The sequence below is a fragment of the Methanobrevibacter thaueri genome (assembly GCF_015062905.1).
GTDB lineage: Archaea > Methanobacteriota > Methanobacteria > Methanobacteriales > Methanobacteriaceae > Methanocatella > Methanocatella thaueri_A.
The window spans coordinates 1-22,106 of the sequence record NZ_SUTK01000003.1; the positions used below are offsets into that span (position 1 = coordinate 1).

Here is a 22,106-nt window from a genome sequence, read left to right on the forward strand (position 1 = left end):
TCATGCCGGCGGATTTCAAGTATAGCGGATATAAGAAAACCAGCATGATCATTAAGAAAAGCGCCAAAAAGGCAAAGCCTTTTTCTCTAAAATTATGATGTAATTAATATTACATTATTTTTTTTTTATTTTTTTGGTTGTTATTTCAATATTTTCAAAAAATCCATTTTTTCCTTAATTTAACTCATTTTAACTAAACCTTTAAATACTATTAAATCAAAATAATTAATTAATAGTTATGTATAGCATAACAATTTAGTTTTATTCAATTTTCACGATTATTAAGGAGGAGTTATTAATGGCAAGATTTGAAGAAGCAGAAAACAGAATGTTCAATGTTAAAATCTGCTTAAAATGTAATGCTCGTAACCCTGCTGGTGCTACAACCTGTAGAAAATGCGGTTACAAAGGTTTAAGATTCAAAGCAAAAGAACAAAGAGGATAAACATATTCTCTTTTATTTTTACTATTTTTTTCTAAAACATTAAATATTATTTTATACAAAACTATTTTTAGGTATTCTTATGAAAGACGTTGAAAATTACATTAGAGATATTTTGAAAACAAGAAAACTTCATTTTACTTTAATCGATCCTGACGAACAGACACCTGAGGAAGCTTTGGATATCGCTACTCAAGCTATTGAAGGCGGAAGTGATGGAATCATGATTGGAGGCTCCACTGTAAATGGGGATGATGTGGACAACACCTGTAAAATACTGTCCGAAAACATTGCAGTTCCGATAATCATTTTCCCTGGAAATACAAGCAGTGTGAGCAGTTATGCTGATGCAATTTTTTACATGAGTTTTGTTAACTCCAGAAATCCTTATTGGATTAACGGTGCTCAGGCATTGGCCGCACCTGCCGTGAAGGCTTCCGGAATGGAAATATTGCCTATGCATTATATGGTTATTTCTCCTGGAGGTACTGTCGGTTGGGTTGGAGACGCCAATCTCGTACCCAGAAACAAGCCGAAGATACCTGCAGTATATGCGATGTCGGCCGAACTTTACGGTATCAAGTTCTTCTATCTTGAGGCTGGTTCAGGCGCACAGGAACCGGTTCCTGCTGAAATGGTTGCATATTCCAAAAAGGCAGCTCCTAAAAACATTTTAGTTGTTGGAGGAGGAATCCGTGACGGCAAGGCAGCTTATATGGCAGCAAAGGCTGGTGGAGATATTATCGTTACCGGTACTGTTGTAGAAGAAGTTGACGATGTCAAATCCAAAATTCAAGAAATTACCGGAGCCATCCTAAAGGCTTCAAAAGAGTAGTCCCATACTGCTCTTTCCAAACTTTTTTTCTTTGATTAGTTTTCAAATGCTCTCTCATTTGATTTAAATAATTTAATGATTATAATTAATGATTGTGATATTATGTTAAATTCATTGTATGAAAAAGCCATCGCCAAAAGAGGATTTAATTTCGATATCGAACCTACGGCAGATATTGAATCTCAACTTGAACATAAATGGTTTGACAGGACAATCGGCGAAAGCAAGGCAGACTTTTCAATTGCTGCTGGTGATGGAAGCTTTAACAAGAAGAAGTTCCTAACCACTAATTTCTGCGCTGTTGGTGCCGAATCCATAATCTATGATGGGGAGATTAAAAAAATCGACGATTCTGACATTTTTGACATTCCTCATGTGTCATTTCTAGACGAGCTTTTAAGCAATTACATGGCCATATATGAACTTAAATGCGCGTTGAGGACACTCAGAGATTATGATGTTGACTATTACATGTTTGACGGGTCAGTTCTTGGGGACTTGCAGAACGCTTTTCCAAGAGGTGCGAAGATGCCGTCAAAACTTAAGGAAAACCTTGACGATTCGCTTCTCAAGGAGTTTCAGTCAAGGCTTGGGGTAAGGCATTATGGATTGCTGTTTCCTGATATTAGGGATAGTTTCAAGTTGATGGAGATGCCTAAAAGTGAGGATTCGAATATCTTGAATGAGACAAATCTGCATCTAGCCTCCGTTGAAAAGATCATTGTCTTATATGAGATTCTGCAGTTCAGAAAAAAGATAATTTCAATCTCAAAAACATCATCGGGCAATGACCTCTTCCATTGGAACATTCCGGACATTGCATTTCTTGACAAGTTCACCAAAAAGCAGGGAATGACATTCATAAAGTACAGAAAGGTTCATGATAATGCCGCCTTTCCGTATTTCAACGACTTCTTCAAGAGTCTGATATTCACAGTATTTTATGTCCGCCTGCAAGACAACAAGAATGTCTTGAAGGTTGAACTGCCATACCGGGCAACAAAGGAAGATGTTTTTGAGATAATAAGGAAAATTAATGTGATGTCGGTTCAGGGCTATCCTTACCTTTTGAACAAGGCACATAATGATGTGGTGATAACCGACAGGAACATGAAGGAATTAATGAAAATAGCTAAGATTTATGAGACAACAAACAGGGAAGTGATGTCATGGTAGTAGGAATCTGCGTAGGAGAAACTAATTTAAACGAAGTAACATTCATTTCAGATAAGATGCCACAGGTTGGCCAATATGTGACAATAGAATATGATGACAAAAAGGTATTGGGAATGGTAGAAAATCTTGTGAGAGGCAATGATGCCCTCAACGTTGACATCAATGACTTCAAGGCAATCCAAAAAATCTCCAAAATAGGCGTTGAGGACAACTACATCAGGGGAAAGGTCAAAATACTCGGAGATGTCAACGACAATCTAAAGCTGCCGAGAACACCTGTACTGCCTGGAACCGAAATTCATCATGCCGATGCGGAGATGCTTAATGAGATATTTAAGGTTAAAAATCCTATAAAGCTTGGAACACTTGTCAATCAGGGTGAAGTAGACGTCAATGTCGATGCAAATCCAATACTTTCAAGACACCTGGCGATACTTGCGATGACCGGTGCGGGCAAGTCAAACACTGTATCTGTATTGATTGACCAATTGCTGTCATATCATGTTCCCGTATTCGTATTCGACATGCATGGCGAGTATAAGGGTGCGGAATTCCCGAACGGCAATGTCAATGTCATAAGGCCGAAAATCAATCCTAAATACATGTCATTCAATGAAATCAAGAAGCTAGTAAACATTCCAAGCAACGGTTATATTCAGGAAAGGCACTTCAGAAGGGCCTTCAAGGAGGCCAAAAACAGAATTGAGGATGGAGTTGCCCATGAGAACAATTTCCTTAAATTGATGTATGACATATTGGAGGCCGATTCGGAGGTAGAAGGCTCAGACAAGCAGATTGTGGATGTTATGAACAAAATCGACGATTCTATGGATAGGTATTCCAATCTATTCGATCAATATGTTGGAAACATTCTGACCAGCATCAAGAAGGCACATGTCAATGTCCTTGACCTGAGCCAGGTTGACGAATCTGTTGCAAGTGTGCTTGTAAGCCATATTTTAAGGAACTCACTTCAAAGATCCAAAAGAGCTGCCCATAGTGGAAACAGGGATGAACTGCTTGAAAACTCAGTATTCTATATTCTCGAAGAGGCTCATATACTTGCACCAAACAAGAGAGACAGCGATTCCAAACGCTGGATTCAAAGGGTTGCAAGGGAAGGCCGTAAGTTTGGATTGGGATTGTGTTTAGTGAGCCAGTCACCGAAAACCGTTGACCATGATGCGCTGTCACAGATGAACAACATGATTATCCTTAGGCTTGTCGAACCTGAAGACCAAAGGCATGTTCAGTCAGCAAGCGAAAGCCTGTCACAGGACCTTATTAACCAGTTGCCGTCCCTGAATGTCGGGGAGGCTATTGTTTTGGGTCTGATGACAAAAGTGCCGACTCTTGTAAAGATTGACAAATTCCAAGGTCGCAGCCATGGTGACGACATGGATATCATTTCATTCTTTAAGGATTCAGTGGAAAAGGAAGCCGAGGAAATCGAAAGGCAGGAAGATGAACTGATGGACATGGGGTATGATTACTAATCATACTCTTTTTTTACTTTTTTTCAAAATATTAATTTTTACACACTCAAATCAATATTGATTAGTTTTCAAATGCTCTCTTGGCAAACTATTAAATATAAATTAGAATATACTATTAAACATTAAATGCTTGAAATAGTGTTTAAATTGGTTATATACATAAAACAAAAGTAGGTAATATAATGAAATTTGCACATTTGGCAGACACTCATTTAGGTTACCGTCAATACGGATTGTTTGAACGGGAAAAGGACTTTTATGAAGTGTTTGATAAGGTTATTGATAAGATAATTGAAGAAAAAGTCGATTTTGTAATACATAGCGGTGACCTGTTTGAAACCGCAAGACCTTCACCTATGGCACTTTTAACCTTTCAAAAAGGTTTGCTAAAGCTGAAAGGTGCAGGAATCCCTATGTATGCAATAGCAGGAAATCATGATGTGGTAATGAGAAAAGGATCCATACCTCCTCATGTAATTTTTAAGAAATTGGGCCTTAAGGTCATAAGTACCATCAATCCCACATATATGCAGGGAGACATATTCATAGCGGGTCTTCCATACTATCCGGCTTCACACGGAAAGGCCTTGAAAAGCAAGTTGGCAGATCTGTCCAAAAAGGCGAATAGCCATGAAAAGTCAATTCTGGTTCTGCATCAGGGAATTGATAAGTATTTCAAATTTAATTATGAATTGGAAATTGGTGAAATCCCTGATAACTTTGATTACTATGCATTGGGGCATATCCACAAATATGTCAATGACGCTTATGGAAAAGGCAGGCTTGTCTATCCTGGGTCTGGTGAAATCTGGAAAACATCAGAATTGCCGGACTATAAGAAAAACGGAAAGGGTTTCGTTGTAGTTGATTTTGACGGTTCAAAACCTGTTGTCAAAAGGGTAACTGTTGACATTCCCCGTGAATTCATTGAGAAAAACATTAACTATAATGATTTGGAAGCAGGCATTGCAAGCATCAAGGAGGTTATCAAAGGGTTTGATAAAAAACCAATCCTAAAGATAACAATCAAGGATGTCGAATCGGATACCAGCAGAGTATATGAAATCATCAAGGAAGAGCTTGGAGATTTGGCTTTGATGATAAGGCCAACATTCATAATGGCCGGTGAGGAAATCGAGATAAGTGAAGTCGAATCTAAAAAGTTGGGTCCCGAACAACTGCTTGAAAGCCAACTTGAAGGATATGGCAACAGTGAAGTTACAACTCTTGCCATTGACCTGTACCATCTGCTTTCAAAAGAAAAGCTTGATGAGTCACAGGAGTTGATCAATCAGTACTTTGATGACCATTACACCAATAATGTAGATAATGATGAGTTTAAAACCGAGGATTTAAATGTGATGCAGCGTCCGAAGGAAAAAGAGGATGTGCAGGCAACATTTGATAAGGAGGTTTCACAATGATTTTCACAAGACTTAAAATGAACAATTTTAAATCACATGAACATACCGTGATTCAGTTCGATAAGGGAATTAGCGTCATCGTCGGTGAAAATGGTGCAGGTAAGTCAACAATCCTTGAAGCAATCAGTTTCGCTTTATTCAAACAGCACACAGGTAAGAAAATCGATGATTTGGTTAGGAATAATGCAAGTTCAATGTCTATCGAATTGGAATTCACATCCAATAATAGGGACTACAAGATTGTTCGTGAAAAGAAATCCAGCCTGAAGTCATCCCTATTTAAAAGAGTCTCTTCTGAAGGGGGATACATGCACGTTTGCACAGGGGACAAGGAAGTTTCCAATGAGATTCGCCAGATTCTTGACATCGATTCAGACCTGTTTTTGAATGCAATCTATATCCGACAGGGAGAAATTGCAGAATTGGTTGACAAGACTCCTGCTGAGAAAAAACAGTTAATCGGTAAATTATTGGGAATAGACTCTCTGGAAAAGGCATGGAAAAATCTATTGCCATTCATCACAGATTATGAATCCCAACTTGCTGAACTAAGCGGAAAGTTATATAATTCCGAAGAACTGATGGAAAATTATCAGAAGAAAAAGGATGAACTTGAAAGCCTAAAGAACAGAGGCCATGAGCTGGAAGAGCAAATTGCTGAAGTTGACGGATTGATTAATGAGATTTCTGAAAACAAGCGAAATATGGAACGTGAAAAGGAAATCTATGAAACCCAATTAAACAATCTGGAAATGGAAGAAAAGACATTGGCCAAATTGGAAGATGAAAAACGTAGGATTCAGGAAGAACTGGATAAAATCCGTGAAGATGAAGAGGAAATCGACAGGTTGGAAAAATTCGTTTCCAAATTGGATGTTTATCTCGACTTTGAAAAATCCGTTACAAGCATCCAAAGGCTTAAGCAGGATGAAGAGGAAATTGATGATAAACTTGATTCCATTGCTGAGCAAAAGGAAATACTTTCAAATAGCAAGGAAGGTTATGATAATTATCTTTCATCCGATGAGGAAATAAACAGGCTGTCCGATGAGAAGAACAATCTGGAAAAAGATCTGGCAACAATGGCCAAGCTTGAAAAGGATAAGAAGGAATTGCTGAAAAACATTGAAGATGAAAGAGATGACATCGACAAATTCTTTTCAAAATCCAAAGATAGATTGGATGATTATGGATTGGATCAGGACAAATTGGCTGAAATTGATGATTTCAGCCATCTTGAACAGGCCACCAATGAGTTCATTAATGAGACCTCAGATAAAATTGATGAATTGGGCAAGGAAATCATCACTAAAAATGAGGACATCGTTGTATACAGGCAGAACATTAAGGCATGCGAAAAGCCTTTAAATGACTTGGAAGGTATTGACAATAAATGTCCGGTTTGTCAATCTGACATCAGCTCCTATAAGAAGAAAGAATTGACAAAGCATTATACTGATGAAATCAATGAGAACAAAAAGTTGATTGCCCAAAATGATGAAACTGTCCGCTTATTGACAGAAAACAAGAGCATTTTTGAAGAAAAGCTTCAAAATCTCACAGATTTGTCCAAAAGCATAATTGAGTATAAGCATAAGTTTGAGCATCTTCAGCATGAGCTCATCAGATTGAATAAGATGGATGAGGACCTTGAATCTAAAGAATTCATCAGCAATAAGCTTGGTGAGCTTATATTATTCATAGCAACTAAAAAAGAGGAACGCGAATCATTCAAACAGGAACATGATTCATATATTCAATCCAAGGGAGCATTGGAAGTTTTAGGCGATGAAACCGAAATCCAATATAAGTTGAAGCAGGTTCAAAATGAGATTGACAATCATGTAACCAACATCAAGTTGGCCATAAGTCAGGATCCTCATTTGAGTGGGGACATCGGACCTAATGAGCTAAAAAGTCGTATTGAAGATTTAAAACGTAAAAATGATGTATACCATCAATTGAAAGGTTTTGTCCAAAACAAAAATTCTTTCATGACTCAATTGGACTCTATTAAGGAGGACATTGGGGTTTCAATTAATCAGAAAGATATCATTCAGAACAAGATTGATGCATCATTGTATGATGAGGAAAGGTATGAGCAACTGCTATATAACTTTGAACGCTATGAAAGAAGGAAAAACACTTTCAATGAGGAGCTTTTCGAGATTAAGGGAAGGGCCAAGGAGTCAATTGTAAGTCTTCAGGATTTGACCGACAAAATCAAGATGGCCAATCAATTCAAGCAGGAATATAACAACATTGATGAGTATATTGGTATTCTAAAACATATTCGTGAGTTGTACAGTCGTGGAGGTATCCAGAAGGATTTAAGGAATATCTCACGCCCTGCCATACAAAAGCACACAAAGGAATTCTTCAAGGAGTTCAATTTCAACTACTCTGATTTGACTATTGATGATGAATATGAAGTGACAGTCTATGGTCCTGAAGGGGAATCATCAATGAGCATGGTCAGTGGTGGTGAAAAGATTGCCATTGCACTTGCATTGAGATTAGGTATTACTCAGGCAATGGCTAATGGTGAATTGGATACTATCCTATTGGATGAGCCTACCATTCATTTGGATGCTTCAAGGAGACATGAACTGATTAATCTGTTAAAGGAAATGTCTTCACTTCCTCAAATGATTATTGTAACTCATGAGGCTCAACTTGAAAATGCTGCTGATAATTTGATAAAGGTCGAAAAGGAAAATGGTATTTCAAAAGTAATAATGTAGTCACATTATTACCTTCTCTTTTTTTTTAAATGGTTTGTGGCGCGTCTTTAATTGAATCTAGGATGCAGTTGGCATTCCATCCGACGATGGTTGCTGCACGTTCTTCCAGTATTTCAGGAACTTCTTCAAGTCCGTATGGTCTTACAAGAACGATAGGTATGTTGTATTTTTCACTGGCATCCAGCAGGTCGTGGAACAGTTCCTTGTTGTCATTGTAGAGGCCAGCCAACATGATGATCCTGTCAACCTTGTTATAGAATTCTTCGCTTGCGGTAGCATATGCTCCTGAAATTGATTCTTTCCATCTGAAATCAACTTTTGAGTATAATTTTTCTGTAAATTGGCCATATTCGTTATTCTTGTCAAAACCGTTGGTAATTATTAAATTGTAAATTTTGTCATCCCGTTCATCTTCAAACATATCTTTCACCTTGCTTTAATTTTTAATATTATAGTATAAAAATATTTATTAATTTTAAAATTTAAGATTATATTAGAATTTCAAAGGAATTATTTTACATGAAGGCGGCAGTAATAGGATTGGGTGTAGAAGGTAAAAAGGCTGTAAACTCTCTTTTAAAACATGGTTGGGAAGTTTATGCCACTGATTTGAACATTAATGTTGATTTGTCCGGTTTGGATTTGCCAATGTTGGACATGAATATGATTGAGGATAAGGAGACAGTTTCGATTGTCGGCGAAAAAATCACAGTTGATCTTGGATTCACTAACTCTTATGCCATTGAAAATTGCGATGCGATAGCCATCAGTCCCAGTATGTATGGAGGGGCGTTTGCTGAGAGATTGCTTAAGGATGGAGAGCTGTTGAGTGATGTGGTGACACGACACAAGGATATTTTCACAATCGGAATTACAGGCACCAACGGCAAAACCACCACAGTCCACATGTTGAAGAGCATTCTTGAGGGTGCCGGCAAGAAAGTGTTGGTCGGCGGAAACGGTGGCGGAGGCTTTTCCGGATATTATGACCTTATTCTTGATGCCCAGGAAGGTGATTATGACATACTTCTTGTTGAGGTATGTGACATGACCCTTGACTTTGCCAATTATTGCTTTGACTTTGATATGGTTGGCCTGACCAATATCGGCAACGACCATATGGACGTTCACAAGACCATTGCCAACTATAAGAATTCCCTGGTCAGGTTTTTTGCTGATAAGACAATATTCACTGCATTCAATCAGGATTTCAACAGTGATTTTAAGGAATCCGCCAGAACTGCAATCCCTTATTTTGCCTATCAGGATGAATTGAAATTGGTGGGTAAATTCAATTTGCTTAATGCGGGCCTTGCAAGTGCCATTTGCCGTGAGCTTAAGGTTCCGAAAGATGTCATCAAATCAACTCTTGCTGAATTCAAGGCCGTTGAAGGCAGATTGGATGTCTATAAAATCAATGATGCAGAAGTTTATGTAGGTAAGACTGATAATTCAGATGCATTGGCCTCAGTTTTGTCAGAGAAAAACTTTTATGCACTCTTTATTGGAACTCCTAGACACAATGAGGTCCATAGGCTTGATATATTGGATGTTGCCGCTAATTATAATCCTGAAGTAATCGTGCTGTTTCCGGGATTGGATGACACATTGGACATTGCAATCTACAGACTCAATTCTCTAGGTTATATGGGCAATATTATCACTGTAAACACTCTTGATCAGATAATTGAATTGGTTGCCGAATATTCACATGAGGAAGCAATTCTCATTGGGGGCAACGGTCAAGATGTCATTATAGAAATTCAAGAAAGGATTAGACAAATTTCTGAAAAACTATAACTTTTTAATAACCTTTTTATAATAGTTCGTGTATATTTATATATGTATTATTATATTGTTATATTAGGTGTTATTAAATGAGTCATGGTTGGAGAAAAATTTCTATTGTAATATTTATAGCATTAATTGCTTTATGTATGTTTATTGCAGTCTTTAATTCTGCAAGTGCTAGTTATACTGCAGAGTCCGTAGCCAATGACTATGATCTTCCAATTGGACAATCTATGTTTGAAAATCAATCTATTGTCGGTACCGCCGACCCAGTGCAAGTTCCTTTAGTTAATAATTTCGCATTCTTGTCACATCAACTTCAGGCATTTGATTTGCATGGTATTTTGATGGCATTGTCAACAGGTGTTGTTCCATTCGATTTTGATACCATTGCTGGGGAAGGTATAGATTCATACGGAAATGTGGTGGATGTTAAAGGCCCGGGTTTCTTAACTTATGCGGGCGATAAGTTGATTGTAAAACAGCCGGATCATTATGTGTGGGCATATAGTGCTCCATATAAATGGTTGCAGAAAACCTCATCCGGTGTCGATTTATATGAAGACGGTAAAAAAATTAAATCTATTCCTGCAAGCGAAATTAAGAATTTGGATTACAAGAACGAATATTATAACGCTTCCACTATTGTAGATTGGTACAATTATGATGCTCAAGAGGGTTCACAATTTACTTTGGAAAAAGGAATGGTTGGTTTTTCAGATGGAAGGAACAACATCAGTTCAAGTGATGTTCCTAAAATATTTGGGCAAGACATGGTTGATTACGCTTCCGAATATCCAACAGGATCCCCTATCTTATTATATGCAGGTAATTATACTGAACAGGCTGGAGAAGCTTACGGTACCGATTTAGGTTCTCACCCTGAATATGGTGATGAGATAAGGGAAATAAATGCAAGACAATTTGTAGATGCATGGAATGGAACAGTAATTCCTCCTCAAACATCTGCTAGTGGTAAGGATTATGTTTACTTTGAATCCGCTAGTGATTCCAAAGCACCTGGTGGAAGTGCAGCACATGGTGTATGTCCATCTGCTAGAGCTTTAAGGGCTGCTGTTACTTCCGAAGGATTCGACCTTCCTGTTGGTATGTGCTGGGATGAGGATGCAGTTCTGTTCGGTTACAATCCGGCACAGGACATTACCGTATACAACAATTACACTTATCCTGTTAAAATTAACATGTGGACCGAAGGTGAAGGTACAGGAATGGGCATCTATGCCCAAATCATAAGATATGTTCCTAACTGAACATGTCTTCAATTTTCTTTTTTTATGTCTGTTTCAACAATAATAACTGCTGCGGGCAAGAATTCCAGAATGAGGAATGACCAGATTTCTCGCGGCATCGAATTGACAAATAAACTTATTCTTCCATTCAACAATAAAACTGTTATAGAGACCACTATAGATAATGCATTATCCTTAAACATCGATGAATGTATTGTGGTACTTGGACATTATGCCAGTGAAATAAAAGAAGCTATTTTTGATAATTATAAAGACGATGTCAAATTCATCGAAAATAATCCTGTAGATGTAGGTTTGTCAACATCATTGTACAATGGTTTGTCAAATTGCACTTCCGATTTTGCGTTATGCATTACGGCAGACCAACCGACAGTACTGCCTGAAACTTTTGAAAGGATGATTGAGGTAAGTCAGGCATCTGAAGATCCCTATAAAACAATATCAATATTGCGTAGGAGAAAAACAGGATTATTGGACACTGCAGAAGGCCTTGGAATGCCTTTTGTAGCTCCTAGAGAAAACCTGATGGAATATTTGAAAAATGAAAACGATAACCTGAATCCTATATTGAGAAAAATATTCGATGATGGATATGTGTTTTATGGAATAAAAGAAAAAAATGAAAAAGAGTTAATAAATATTAATCATTATGATGATTATTTAAAACTCTTAGATTGATTCAAGGCCTGAAATAACTTCTTCGATTTTAGCTTTGCTGATTCCAACAGTCATTTCATTATCTTTAATGTCAGCCGCTTTTCTGGAACCGTCACATCCTAATGTGAAATTCACGCCATCTGAAAGATATGGGTTTGAAAATGCATCTCCGCATAATGATTGGATACCTGCAAATGAAGGAGTGATTTTTTCACCTGTTTTGTAAACGATACTTTGTGCAAGTTTCATTCCGCCAACAGGTTCGGTTATAATTTGTATAACGTCAGCTTCAAAATCGGCTTCATCCAAAGGAGAATATATTATTCCCCAGCTGATGTCCTTTATGATTGAAAGTTTGCTGGTTAATTTTTTAGCGGTTTCTAAATCCTGGAATCTTCCTAATGAAAAATATTTTTCACCGTTTGCCAATTTTTCAGGCATGTCCCTGAGTCCGATGGCTCCGGCACCGCCTAAACATAATTGCTGATCAATGGTTGAGTAGAATTTGTCTCCAAGGGAAGCTTTTCTGACCATTTCGCAGTGTCTGATTTTTTCATCAATCAAGTCAATGCCCTCAGGCAATTCATCTTCTGTTTTGATTAGTTTCATTGCAACAGGTTTTGCGTCAAGCTTGATTTTGCTTTCAATGACTTCACAATACTTTTTGTTTATCTCTAAATTATCAGTCATACAATCACCTTAATTAATTATTTGGATTATGGAATTTTAATATCTTTTGTTTTAACGCTGTTATTTTTACAAAATGACCTAAAATCGCATGCGGTGCAGGTTCTCTCATCAGAATCTGCTTTCCAGGCCTCTTGAATTTTACAGCCTTTCATCTCTTTAATTAAAGAGCTTTCAATGTTGAACACGACGCTGTCAAATTTGTCAAGTGAATCCTCAATCTCTTCATCGTCAATGTTGATGATACGTATTGACCTTGCAATCTTGAACTCTTCGCTCAGATTTGGCGCCTTGTCGTCTTCGTTCCAATTCATTATCAGTTCGACATCCCGTGCATATTTGCCATAGTCTATGGCATCATCGGTTAAGTCATGGGCAATTTCGTCCTGAATTAAAAGCAAATCTTCCTTTGAAGGCACAAGTTCGTTCAGATAAAATATGATTCCTGCAAAAATCGGTTTTGAATCTTCCTGTTGGCTTCTAAGCCATGAATATGTTAGAATCTGCTGCTTGTGATTTTCCCAGGGATTGTTGAACTTGTTATTGTTTATTTCCGGCGGTCTTTTCATGCCCTTGTAGTCAATTATGATTTCATACTCGTCGCCCTGAGAATAATTGGAAATTTTCTTTCGAAATTCAGGGTCCTTTTTAAGAAATTCGATGATTTTATTGTTATAATTGTCCAAGTTGCTTTGGTTGATGTTTTTGTTGATTTTCATGGAGCTCAAAACATCCACAACACCATTGATTCCGTAATAATTTGATCTGCTTACCTTTTCATTATAGTTGGGCATGTTCCTGATGCCTTTTATTAGAAGTTCAGTGGAATCAATAAGGGGAAACAGGTGAGGTCCCCAAACATTGATGGCCCTTTCCGCTCTTGCACTGGCTAATTTCTTATGGTCATGCTCATTCAAATCCTCAAAAGACAATTCGCTATTCAATAGGCTGTAGAACAAGTCCTCGTCATAAGGATATAGTCCATCTACTTGCAGCCTGATGTCAATCATGTCTTCTATTGGTCTGATGTCAGTTTTCCAGTCCCATGGGAATTGCTTATTTTCTGAATCCCATTGAAGATAAGCCTCTTCCATCACTCCATGAATGAACTCTCCAAACCATCTCTGGACAGGCTTTGAAGGCGGAAGTGTCCCCTTGTTTTGATATCTGTATTGCAGATTGCATGTTAAAAATGACAGTAAGTCTCCAGTCAGGCTGTATTCTGGAATCATGTATGCTTTTGATCTTGACGGCAATTTCATTTTTTCACCTATATTAAATAAATTTCATTAAATCCAACATATTTCTCATCCCTGCTCCATCCAAGAGCAACATTAGGGATATTGAAATGGTCTTTTTTACGAGGGTATCCTTCGATTGCTGAATTAAGGCCAACCAATAGAAGTACGCTTTCCGCTCTTGAAAATGCGACAAAATAAAGTCTGGTCAAATCGTCAAATGACCTGTCCTTTTCACTTCTTTCAGACTCTCCAAGTTCACTGAACTGCCGTATGCTGTCCTCAATTGTGATGTTTTCGGGAGGCTTTTTTGGAAATCTCAATTTTTGTGTTTTGACATTGTTGTCCTTGAATTTGGAACCCACATCCACAATTACAAGAGGGAATTCCAGTCCCTTTGACTGATGGATTGACAGGATGTTCACCCTATCGTCAGGCAATGTCTCAAGAAGTGACTCGTCAATCTGTATCCCTCCTGTTGCAAGAGGTATGAATATGTTCCAGATGGCCTCGAGGATAGATTCCTTCTCGGCATGCTTGTTGGCAAATGATATGTGTGAATAGTATTTGCTGAAAAACCCTGTCTGTGTAATGGATTTTGTAATCGCCTCAAGGTATACGATTCCTTCAGCGTCATCCTGCAGCTCTTCAATCCATGTGACCAATTTATATGCGAGCTCCATTAGGCTTGCCTTTTTAGGCCAAAATTTTGTTCCCCTCGGTACTCTGTTCTGCCAGTAAAGCACAAACTGGCTCAGATTAATTGGCTCATGAGGTTCGGGATTTTCTTTGATGTATTCGCGTGCCTTCACTCTCCATCTTGTCATCGTTACCTTTGCCAGATTTGGAATGCTTTTGTCGCTAATCTGGATTTTGCTTTCAGGGTCGATGCATTCTAGTATCAGTCCGCAGAATATTTCCACAATCTCGACCTTTTGAAGTTCAATTCCCCTTGGATTGAATACTTCAATAGGTTTCCTTTGCTTTTTCAGATGTTTTCTCAAGTAATATAATAATGAATTGTTGCCGAATTGCTTTTCCTTTGGGGAATAGGATAATATTGCAATATCGGATGCGGATCCGTATTTGCTATCCAATTTCAAAGTCAGCCTTTCGATGTGTTTTCCTTCCCGTTCCTTTTCAGCATTAATCTGTTGAAATTTAGCGATATCAATTTTTCCATTCAGCTGTTTGAAGTATTCCTCATCAAGGACCTTCAGAACCTTCGGCCTCACTTCGCCTTCATTGATCAGCTTTGCAATCAGATTGGCCAATGATTTGGAAAGCATTTCAACATTGTTCCTAAACATTCCAAGCACGGGCATTTTATCCTTGTCGAAATCGGGAGCAATGATTTTAGGCTTGTTCTTGACTCTTGCCATCTGATATTCCTCATCTATTTCGACAAACTGATTGCAGTGATTGATGATGTTTTCTGTAGAACGATAGTTTGTCTTCAGATTTATTTCCAGAACGTCAATGCCCAGCTTATCTTTAACGCGTTGTTTATAGTTGGTGAAAAGATCCACTGTCGCTCCCCGGAATCTGTAGAGGGATTGGTCATCATCACCAACAACGGTGATGTTTCCGTTGTTTTCAAGGGCAGACTTGGCGATTGTGAAGTAGATGTCCTCCTGAATCAGATTTGTGTCCTGGTATTCGTCAATCAGAACGATTCTGATGTCGTCTAAAAATATGTCGAGCTTTCCCTGCTTTAGAAGCTTCAGGAATCTTGATTCTAGCATAGCAAAATCCATTGTGTTTCTTCTAATCAGGATGTTTTCATATTCCTGTATGCAATCAAGGATTACGCACATTCCCTTATCGCTTTCGAATTCCTCATATAATTTGGCCATATCAATTTGGTCATGAAAAATCCTGTCCTTGATTTCAAGTAGGATTCCACTCATCTTTGACGGTTCATCAAGCTTTTCCAGACCGGTCAATCTTTTAAGGCATTCTTTTAAGTTCTCATCCTTATACCTTTCGTTTTCACTGAGTATCTTTATCATTGCGGAATTCGAAACAAAGTTTTCGATGATGATGGGATGGTTTGTTCCAGGCTCCTTGTGCTGCCTCATTATCTCTTCGGCCAGCTTGTCGGTTGTGCCGACTTGAATCTGATTGAAGTCTATTCTGGCAATCTTTTCAAAGATTTCAAAATCATCCGATTCGTCAATGATGTGGTTTTTGATTTCATCTCCCCATCCCAGAATCCTTGAATAGAGCTCTTCGGCAGCTTTTTTGGTAAATGTTGTTGCTAATATCTCACTTGGATTTATGTCGTCGACAAAAATGAACTTCAATATTTTCAGCACCATGACGGTGGTTTTGCCGCTTCCAGGGCCTGCTACTAGGAACAATGACTGGTTGGGTTGGGATAGGATGGCATTTTTTTGGTCTTCATTCGAGGAAATGTCCCTTTCAAGAACATTCACTACAATTTCTTCAAATTCTTCATTTGAAATCATTTTTTCCCTCATGTTGAACCGCCTCAACTTTATAGAAGTTGAGGATTCTTAATTCACGGGTTGCCTACTCTAATGAGTATAGGGTTACCGTGATATCCTCTTTGTCTCGAAAGTTCAGACAGATTCAATTAATATTGCTTTTTAAACTTGGTTATCGTTAAAAAAGTTTAATTTAATTTTCTTATTGTTATTTATTATTATTTGTTATCCTGTTATTTAAATATCATCAGAGAGCATTTGAAAAGTAATGCTCACATTCATGCAATTCATCCATGACTTAAAGAAGTTAGGGCATTCCTGCACGTTTAAGATAAGAGCATTTGTAAACTAATCTGAACATTTTTTTTCTGATTTAAAATTAAATAAATCAAAAAAGATTTAATTAAGTTATAAACATAATTGTATATATGGGAGTGGTACTTCCATAATATGCATAAGTTAGGAACGTTTCGTTTCTAACTTAAACTAATTATTTTTTTCCTTTGATTATTCACTTTAATGGTGCCTGTTTAATTTTAACAGTTGCGAGGATTAATTTTTTAAATGGATTACTTTTCAAATGCTCTCTGATTAATCTTTTATATTATAATAATAAAAAATATAATTCAAAAGTTTTACAAATTGAAATTTAGCTGATATTATGTCTGGGGTAAACAAAATAGATATGTTCAAAAATGATGTGAGATATAGGGAAAACATCGCCCATATTGAGACAATACCGGCTAAAAAGGCAAGCTTTAAAAGGGTCGATAACCTGAATGAGAGGATTGTTGATTACCTTTCATCAAAAGATGTAAAGTTATACAAGCATCAGGCAGATACATATGAAGCGATTAAAGACGGTGAAAACGTAATCATCACAACACCAACTGCATCCGGAAAGACACTGGCATTTAATCTGCCCATAATGGAGACAATGATCGAGGATAAGGATGCAACTGCCTTGTATATCTATCCCGCAAAGGCCCTTTCCAATGACCAGCTGCATGTTCTGGAGGGTTTGGAAAGTGAACTGAATATTAAAATCAGGCCCAGAACATATGATGGGGACACTCCAAGGGAGGATAAACGCGGAATTCGCGAAAAGTCAAGAATAGTCCTTACCAACCCATACCAGCTGCACCTGATATTGTCATGGCATCACCAGTGGTCAAGATTTTATAAGAATCTGAGATACATAGTAATTGACGAATCACATTACTATAAGGGAGTTTTCGGTTCTAATGTAGCATTTCTTATAAAAAGGCTGAAAAGAATAGCCAATTTCTATGGATCATATCCTCAGTTCATATTATCCTCAGCAACACTGGCAAATCCTTTGGAACTGGCCAACAGATTGACCGGCGAGGATTTTGTGCTTGTAGACGATGACTCATCTCCAAGCGGAGAGAAGGATTTTATCCTGTACAATCCATTCAAAAATTATGTAAGGAAAAAGGTCAACATGCAAAATGCGCCTTCAGTGCATATGGAAACAGAAAACATTTTCATGTACATGATGCTTAAAAACATCCAAACATTGTGCTTCACTGTTTCAAGAAAGACAACCGAGCTGATCGCAATGTGGGCCAAAAATGACATGACTCAAGTCAAGGGACAGCTTGCCCATCGTATTGCAGCATACCGTGCAGGATATCAGGCGGCTGAAAGGAGGGAGATTGAAGACGGCCTCAAAAGCGGAAAATATCTTGGAGTGACATGCACCAATGCGTTGGAATTGGGAATAGATATAGGATCCCTTGATGCAGTTATCATTTCAGGATATCCCGGCACCATGATTTCCACTTGGCAGCAGGCCGGAAGGGCAGGAAGAAGCAATCAGAAATCCCTTGCCGTTTTGATTGCATTTGAAAACCAGCTTGATCAGTATTTCATGAACAATCCGAAATTCTTCTTCGACAAGCCTCATGAAAATGCCATTATAGATTTGACAAATCCTATTTTGCAGGAGGCACACCTTCTATGTGCGGCCAAGGAGCTTCCGCTTCAACGTGGTGAGGCTGAAAAATACTTTGACATTTCTCAGGACGTGATTGATGAGTTAGTCTTAAAGAAGGATTTGCATGAAAACCATAGGGGAGATTTCATCTATCCATATGATGACAATCCTGCAATGGACCATTCTCTTGACCAAATTTCCTCTGAAGAGTTCAAAGTCATGAACAATGGTGCATTGCTTGAAACAATGGAGCGTTCACAGGTTTACCGTGAAGCCCATGAAGGTGCTATTCTAATCAACAAGGGTGACACCTATGTGGTAAACAGCGTTAATTTGCAGAACGGCTTTGTCAACGTGTCAAAAGAAGCCGTGGATTATCATACAATGGTTTTGAACCAGACTGACATTAGCATCAAAAAGAAATTGTCAAAGACCAAATACGGCAAGCTGACAATACATTTTGGTGAATTGACCGTTAGCGAGGACTATTTCAAGTATAAGAAAATGCAGTTTTCAAAAACTGTAGGAACATACCCACTTGAACTGCCTCCATTGAAATTCAATACAAAGGGTTTATGGTTCACAATACCGAAACAGGTCATGGAAACACTTGAAGATATGTTTCCAAACGAAGAGGAGGTGTTTGCTGGGGGCCTTCATGGTGCTGAACATGCATTGATTGGACTGTTCCCATTGCATACCATGTGCGACAGGTTTGATATTGGAGGACTGTCAACCAATTATCATGAGGATACTCAGGAGGCAACCATATTTATCTATGATGGTTATGAAGGAGGAATAGGAATCTGCGAAAAGGCAGTTGAGGTTTTTGTCGAGCTTTTAAATTCAACCATAGACTTGCTGGATAACTGCCAATGCCAAAGCGGATGTCCTGCATGCATCTATTCTCCGAAATGCGGAAACGATAACAAGCCGCTGCACAAGAATGCCACTAAGTATATCTTGGAATACATGTCCAAATTGATATCAAAGGATGATGTGGAAGTTGAGGGGGAAGTGATTATTGAGAATGTGGAAATCCCTGACGAGTTTGATGAGGCATATGCACTGTATGAAAAAGGTGATTATTCCTCTTCTAAGGATGTTTTGAACGGTATTTTGGCCAACGATAGCAGGCACTCAAGGGCTCTTGCATTAATAGCTCAGATATTATACGAACAGGACCAGAGGGACATTGCATTGGCATTCACCAAAAAGGCCCTTTCATGCGACAGGTCTAATATGATGGCGAACGAGTTGGAAGTGCTGCTTTCAAGCAAACCGAAAAAGGAAGAGGTCGAATTGAGCTCCCTTGATGACATTGACACTTTATATGAGGAAGCCTACGATTTGTATAATCAGGGAGACCTGGCAACGTCATCAGAGATATTGGAAAAGCTTCTGGATTTCGATGATAAAAACGCTGAAGCCCTTGCATTGATGGGAATGATATATTATCAGTCAGGAATGTTTCCAAAGGCTATCGAGTATTATAAGAAGGCATCAAAAATAAATAAGAATGGTGAAATGGTTCGTGAGTTGAAAATGAGGGTGGCTTAAGGAGAACCTGCATAAGGTGTAAATCCTTCCTCAAAATGTTCGCATACCTTTTCCAGCTCTTCAGGAATGTCAATGTGCTGGGTACAGTAGTCCAGACATGTTCCGCAGAATGTGCAGTCATCTGCTGGAACCTTTTCATCAGCCAACTTATCGAAGTATAGCCTGTAGATGTTTGATTCAGGACGATTTTTGCTTAGGTTGTACATGCTGAAGTATTCAGGAATCGGAATCATTTCAGGACAGGCGTCGACACAATATCCGCATTCGCTGCAAGGCACTGCAACGCTTGAATTAAGTTTGTCAGCCATTTTTTCTAAAAACTCATTTTCTTCACTAGTCAATGGTTCGAAATTTTCAAAAGTGTCGCAATTGTCAAGCAGATCTTCCATTTTGCTCATTCCGCTCAATACCATCTTGACGTGTTCAAGTGAAGCGCAGAATCTAATAGCAAAACTGGCTATTGACTTGTCCGGATTGAATTGCTTGAAGTCATTTTTGATTTCATCATTAGGATTAACAATCACTCCACCTTTTAATGGTTCCATCACATAAACGTCAAGCCCGTGCTTTACGCATAAGTCATAGCATTTGTGGGCTTCAATGGCAGGGTCTTCCCAGTCAAGATAATTCAGTTCCAATTGGACAATATCAAGGAAATCACCATATTTGTCCAGAACCTCTTCAAGCAGACTTGCATGGTCATGAAAACTGAAACCGATTTTTTTGGCAATTCCGTCTTCCTTCATCTTTTTAACGTATTCGAATGCATTGTGCGCTTCGGCCAGCTTGAGCCATGGTGTATTGATGTTGTGTATGAAGAATACGTCGAAATAGTCTATGTTCAATCTTTCTAGCATTTCATTGACGAATTTTTCATTGTCCTTCTCGTCGCTCAATGCCCATGTAGGCATTTTGTCGCAGATCTGGTAGGATTCACGAGGATATCTCTCAACTACCGCTTTCCGGATGGCAACTTCGCTTATTCCATTATGGTATGCATATGATGTATCGAAGTAGTTGAATCCCTTTTCCATGTAAATGTCAACCATCTGATTGAACAGTTCCTGGTCGACTGATGTAGGGTCCTTTTCGTCGGTCAGCGGAAGCCTCATGCATCCAAAACCGAATTTTGATTTGTAAGTCATAATACTATCTCCTTTGAGTAATATTTTTATTTAACTTGAATATATAAATGTTGCTTTACTCAACAGTTTAAGTATTACTCAAATAATGCCGGTATATTAAATAGTTTTATATGTAAACAAAACTAAACTTAAAATATTAATGTTTATAGAGGAGTAAAAAAATGCACGAATTATCAATGGCTCAGGGCATTATCAATGCGGTTCTCGAAACTGCCGAAGCAAATAATGCTACTGAAGTTAATGAAGTAACCGTTGAAGTTGGAAGATTGGCAATGATTAATCCGGAACAGCTGGAGTTCATTTTAGGTGTTCTGATTGAAAATACCATAATGGAAGATGCAAAGATAGTCTTTGAAGAAATTCCGGCAGAAATCGAATGTCACGATTGTAAATTCCATGGCGAAGCCATACTTGATGATAGTGACCATTATGCTCCACTTGTCAAATGTCCTGAATGCGACAGCTTAAGTGTAGAGACTTTAAACGGTAAGGACATTGTTGTTAAGAATATTGTTATAGAAAAACCTGATGATGCTTAAATGAATTGAGGTGAAAAGATGCACCAAGTAGCAGATGTGGAAGTAGCAAAAAATATTATGGATGCTAATAAGAGATTAGCGGATAAAAACTTAAAAAATTTAGAAGAAAAAGACATATTCTGTGTTGATTTCGTAGGAGCAATCGGTTCCGGTAAAACAACACTTGTTGAAGAGATTATTGATAATACTGATTATAAGATTGGTGTTTTGGCAGGGGATGTCATCTCCAAATTCGATGCAGGACGTATCGAAAAGCATGATGTTCCTGTAGTTGGCCTGAACACCGGTAAGGAATGTCACTTGGATGCACATCTGGTTGGCCATGGCCTTGAAGACTTGCCATTGGACGACCTTGATATGGTGATTATCGAAAACGTGGGAAATCTGATCTGTCCTGTGGACTTTGAATTGGGTTCCCATTTAAGAATAGTCGTAGTAAGTGTCACAGAGGGTGACGATACTGTAGAAAAGCATCCAATCATTTTCCAGACATCAGATGTTGTTGTCATAAACAAGGTTGACCTTGCAGATGCGGTAGGCGCTGATGCTGATAAGATGGTCGCTGATGCTAAAAGGTTAAACCCAAATGTTAAAGTAATCAAATCAAGTCTTAAACAAGGTTTAGGATTGGATGAAATCATTCAAGTCATTGAAGAAGCAATGAAATAATCAAATTAATTTAGGTGGTAAC

General features: G+C 38.2%; 17 protein-coding genes. 12 read left to right on the top strand and 5 right to left on the bottom strand.

The annotated features are described in order from the left end of the window. The first annotated feature begins 298 nt into the window (after positions 1 to 298). The 6 genes from E7Z79_RS00980 to E7Z79_RS01005 all read left to right on the top strand — a co-directional run bounded on the left by E7Z79_RS00980 (position 299) and on the right by E7Z79_RS01005 (position 8,117). Complete coding sequence (locus E7Z79_RS00980; protein ID WP_116591610.1) at positions 299 to 445, top strand: 50S ribosomal protein L40e; 147 nt, start codon at positions 299 to 301, stop codon at positions 443 to 445. A gap of 79 nt (positions 446 to 524) precedes the next feature. Beyond that, on the top strand, positions 525 to 1,277 hold the full coding sequence (locus E7Z79_RS00985) for a geranylgeranylglyceryl/heptaprenylglyceryl phosphate synthase (protein ID WP_303738116.1): 753 nt from the start codon (positions 525 to 527) through the stop codon (positions 1,275 to 1,277). Positions 1,278 to 1,379: 102 nt separating this feature from the next. Beyond that, positions 1,380 to 2,453 (top strand): DNA double-strand break repair nuclease NurA, encoded by a 1,074-nt coding sequence (locus E7Z79_RS00990; protein WP_303738117.1) that lies wholly within the window; start codon positions 1,380 to 1,382, stop codon positions 2,451 to 2,453. Continuing rightward, on the top strand, positions 2,447 to 3,949 hold the full coding sequence (locus E7Z79_RS00995) for an ATP-binding protein (RefSeq protein WP_303738118.1): 1,503 nt from the start codon (positions 2,447 to 2,449) through the stop codon (positions 3,947 to 3,949). The genes E7Z79_RS00990 and E7Z79_RS00995 overlap by 7 nt, the downstream gene beginning before the upstream one ends. A gap of 182 nt (positions 3,950 to 4,131) precedes the next feature. Further along, positions 4,132 to 5,373 (top strand): DNA repair exonuclease, encoded by a 1,242-nt coding sequence (locus E7Z79_RS01000; RefSeq protein ID WP_303738119.1) that lies wholly within the window; start codon positions 4,132 to 4,134, stop codon positions 5,371 to 5,373. Then, complete coding sequence (locus tag E7Z79_RS01005; protein WP_303738120.1) at positions 5,370 to 8,117, top strand: AAA family ATPase; 2,748 nt, start codon at positions 5,370 to 5,372, stop codon at positions 8,115 to 8,117. The genes E7Z79_RS01000 and E7Z79_RS01005 overlap by 4 nt, the downstream gene beginning before the upstream one ends. A 25-nt stretch (positions 8,118 to 8,142) precedes the next feature. On the opposite strand, the gene E7Z79_RS01010 is transcribed toward E7Z79_RS01005, so the two are convergent. After that, positions 8,143 to 8,538, bottom strand: a complete 396-nt coding sequence (locus tag E7Z79_RS01010; protein WP_303738121.1) for a nuclease — start codon at positions 8,536 to 8,538, stop codon at positions 8,143 to 8,145. Between the two features lie 98 nt (positions 8,539 to 8,636). Here E7Z79_RS01010 and E7Z79_RS01015 point away from each other — a divergent pair, with 98 nt between their 5' ends. The 3 genes from E7Z79_RS01015 (at position 8,637) to E7Z79_RS01025 (ending at position 11,857) form a co-directional block, all read left to right on the top strand. Further along, positions 8,637 to 9,917, top strand: a complete 1,281-nt coding sequence (locus tag E7Z79_RS01015; RefSeq protein ID WP_303738122.1) for a Mur ligase family protein — start codon at positions 8,637 to 8,639, stop codon at positions 9,915 to 9,917. A gap of 77 nt (positions 9,918 to 9,994) precedes the next feature. Then, entirely contained in the window at positions 9,995 to 11,179 is a 1,185-nt protein-coding gene (locus tag E7Z79_RS01020) for a hypothetical protein (RefSeq protein ID WP_303738123.1), read from the top strand. Between the two features lie 24 nt (positions 11,180 to 11,203). Further along, positions 11,204 to 11,857 (top strand): NTP transferase domain-containing protein, encoded by a 654-nt coding sequence (locus tag E7Z79_RS01025; protein ID WP_303738124.1) that lies wholly within the window; start codon positions 11,204 to 11,206, stop codon positions 11,855 to 11,857. Here E7Z79_RS01025 and E7Z79_RS01030 read toward each other — a convergent pair. From E7Z79_RS01030 to E7Z79_RS01040, 3 genes are read right to left on the bottom strand one after another with little or no spacing between them, the layout of a single operon-like run. Continuing rightward, entirely contained in the window at positions 11,849 to 12,526 is a 678-nt protein-coding gene (locus tag E7Z79_RS01030) for a DUF169 domain-containing protein (protein WP_303738125.1), read from the bottom strand. The genes E7Z79_RS01025 and E7Z79_RS01030 overlap by 9 nt on opposite strands. Positions 12,527 to 12,552: 26 nt before the next feature. Beyond that, positions 12,553 to 13,785, bottom strand: a complete 1,233-nt coding sequence (locus tag E7Z79_RS01035) for a PD-(D/E)XK nuclease family protein (RefSeq protein WP_303738126.1) — start codon at positions 13,783 to 13,785, stop codon at positions 12,553 to 12,555. An 8-nt stretch (positions 13,786 to 13,793) separates the two neighbouring features. Next, positions 13,794 to 16,232, bottom strand: coding sequence for a UvrD-helicase domain-containing protein (locus E7Z79_RS01040; protein ID WP_369693416.1), 2,439 nt, complete (start codon positions 16,230 to 16,232; stop codon positions 13,794 to 13,796). Positions 16,233 to 16,872: 640 nt separating this feature from the next. On the opposite strand from E7Z79_RS01040, the gene E7Z79_RS01045 reads away from it, so the two are divergent. Beyond that, the gene (locus E7Z79_RS01045) at positions 16,873 to 19,731 is read left to right on the top strand and encodes a DEAD/DEAH box helicase (RefSeq protein ID WP_303738128.1); all 2,859 of its coding nucleotides are present in this window, start codon (positions 16,873 to 16,875) and stop codon (positions 19,729 to 19,731) included. Here the strand turns inward: E7Z79_RS01045 and E7Z79_RS01050 are convergent. Further along, positions 19,728 to 20,876 (bottom strand): aldo/keto reductase, encoded by a 1,149-nt coding sequence (locus tag E7Z79_RS01050; protein WP_303738129.1) that lies wholly within the window; start codon positions 20,874 to 20,876, stop codon positions 19,728 to 19,730. The genes E7Z79_RS01045 and E7Z79_RS01050 overlap by 4 nt on opposite strands. Before the next feature lie 161 nt (positions 20,877 to 21,037). Here E7Z79_RS01050 and hypA point away from each other — a divergent pair, with 161 nt between their 5' ends. Together hypA and hypB are read left to right on the top strand one after the other, a co-directional pair. Beyond that, the gene (hypA, locus tag E7Z79_RS01055) at positions 21,038 to 21,415 is read left to right on the top strand and encodes a hydrogenase maturation nickel metallochaperone HypA (RefSeq protein ID WP_303738130.1); all 378 of its coding nucleotides are present in this window, start codon (positions 21,038 to 21,040) and stop codon (positions 21,413 to 21,415) included. An 18-nt stretch (positions 21,416 to 21,433) separates the two neighbouring features. After that, positions 21,434 to 22,084, top strand: a complete 651-nt coding sequence (hypB, locus tag E7Z79_RS01060; protein ID WP_303738131.1) for a hydrogenase nickel incorporation protein HypB — start codon at positions 21,434 to 21,436, stop codon at positions 22,082 to 22,084. The last annotated feature ends 22 nt before the right edge of the window (positions 22,085 to 22,106 follow it).

Excerpts from the sequence above, each read along its gene's own strand:
- E7Z79_RS00980 (WP_116591610.1), top strand. The coding sequence starts at position 299 with ATGGCAAGATTTGAAGAAGCAGAAAACAGAATGTTCAATGTTAAAATC.
- E7Z79_RS00985 (WP_303738116.1), top strand. The coding sequence starts at position 525 with ATGAAAGACGTTGAAAATTACATTAGAGATATTTTGAAAACAAGAAAA.
- E7Z79_RS00990 (WP_303738117.1), top strand. The coding sequence starts at position 1,380 with ATGTTAAATTCATTGTATGAAAAAGCCATCGCCAAAAGAGGATTTAAT.
- E7Z79_RS00995 (WP_303738118.1), top strand. The coding sequence starts at position 2,447 with ATGGTAGTAGGAATCTGCGTAGGAGAAACTAATTTAAACGAAGTAACA.
- E7Z79_RS01000 (WP_303738119.1), top strand. The coding sequence starts at position 4,132 with ATGAAATTTGCACATTTGGCAGACACTCATTTAGGTTACCGTCAATAC.
- E7Z79_RS01005 (WP_303738120.1), top strand. The coding sequence starts at position 5,370 with ATGATTTTCACAAGACTTAAAATGAACAATTTTAAATCACATGAACAT.
- E7Z79_RS01010 (WP_303738121.1), bottom strand. The coding sequence starts at position 8,538 with ATGTTTGAAGATGAACGGGATGACAAAATTTACAATTTAATAATTACC.
- E7Z79_RS01015 (WP_303738122.1), top strand. The coding sequence starts at position 8,637 with ATGAAGGCGGCAGTAATAGGATTGGGTGTAGAAGGTAAAAAGGCTGTA.
- E7Z79_RS01020 (WP_303738123.1), top strand. The coding sequence starts at position 9,995 with ATGAGTCATGGTTGGAGAAAAATTTCTATTGTAATATTTATAGCATTA.
- E7Z79_RS01025 (WP_303738124.1), top strand. The coding sequence starts at position 11,204 with ATGTCTGTTTCAACAATAATAACTGCTGCGGGCAAGAATTCCAGAATG.
- E7Z79_RS01030 (WP_303738125.1), bottom strand. The coding sequence starts at position 12,526 with ATGACTGATAATTTAGAGATAAACAAAAAGTATTGTGAAGTCATTGAA.
- E7Z79_RS01035 (WP_303738126.1), bottom strand. The coding sequence starts at position 13,785 with ATGAAATTGCCGTCAAGATCAAAAGCATACATGATTCCAGAATACAGC.
- E7Z79_RS01040 (WP_369693416.1), bottom strand. The coding sequence starts at position 16,232 with ATGATTTCAAATGAAGAATTTGAAGAAATTGTAGTGAATGTTCTTGAA.
- E7Z79_RS01045 (WP_303738128.1), top strand. The coding sequence starts at position 16,873 with ATGTCTGGGGTAAACAAAATAGATATGTTCAAAAATGATGTGAGATAT.
- E7Z79_RS01050 (WP_303738129.1), bottom strand. The coding sequence starts at position 20,876 with ATGACTTACAAATCAAAATTCGGTTTTGGATGCATGAGGCTTCCGCTG.
- hypA (WP_303738130.1), top strand. The coding sequence starts at position 21,038 with ATGCACGAATTATCAATGGCTCAGGGCATTATCAATGCGGTTCTCGAA.
- hypB (WP_303738131.1), top strand. The coding sequence starts at position 21,434 with ATGCACCAAGTAGCAGATGTGGAAGTAGCAAAAAATATTATGGATGCT.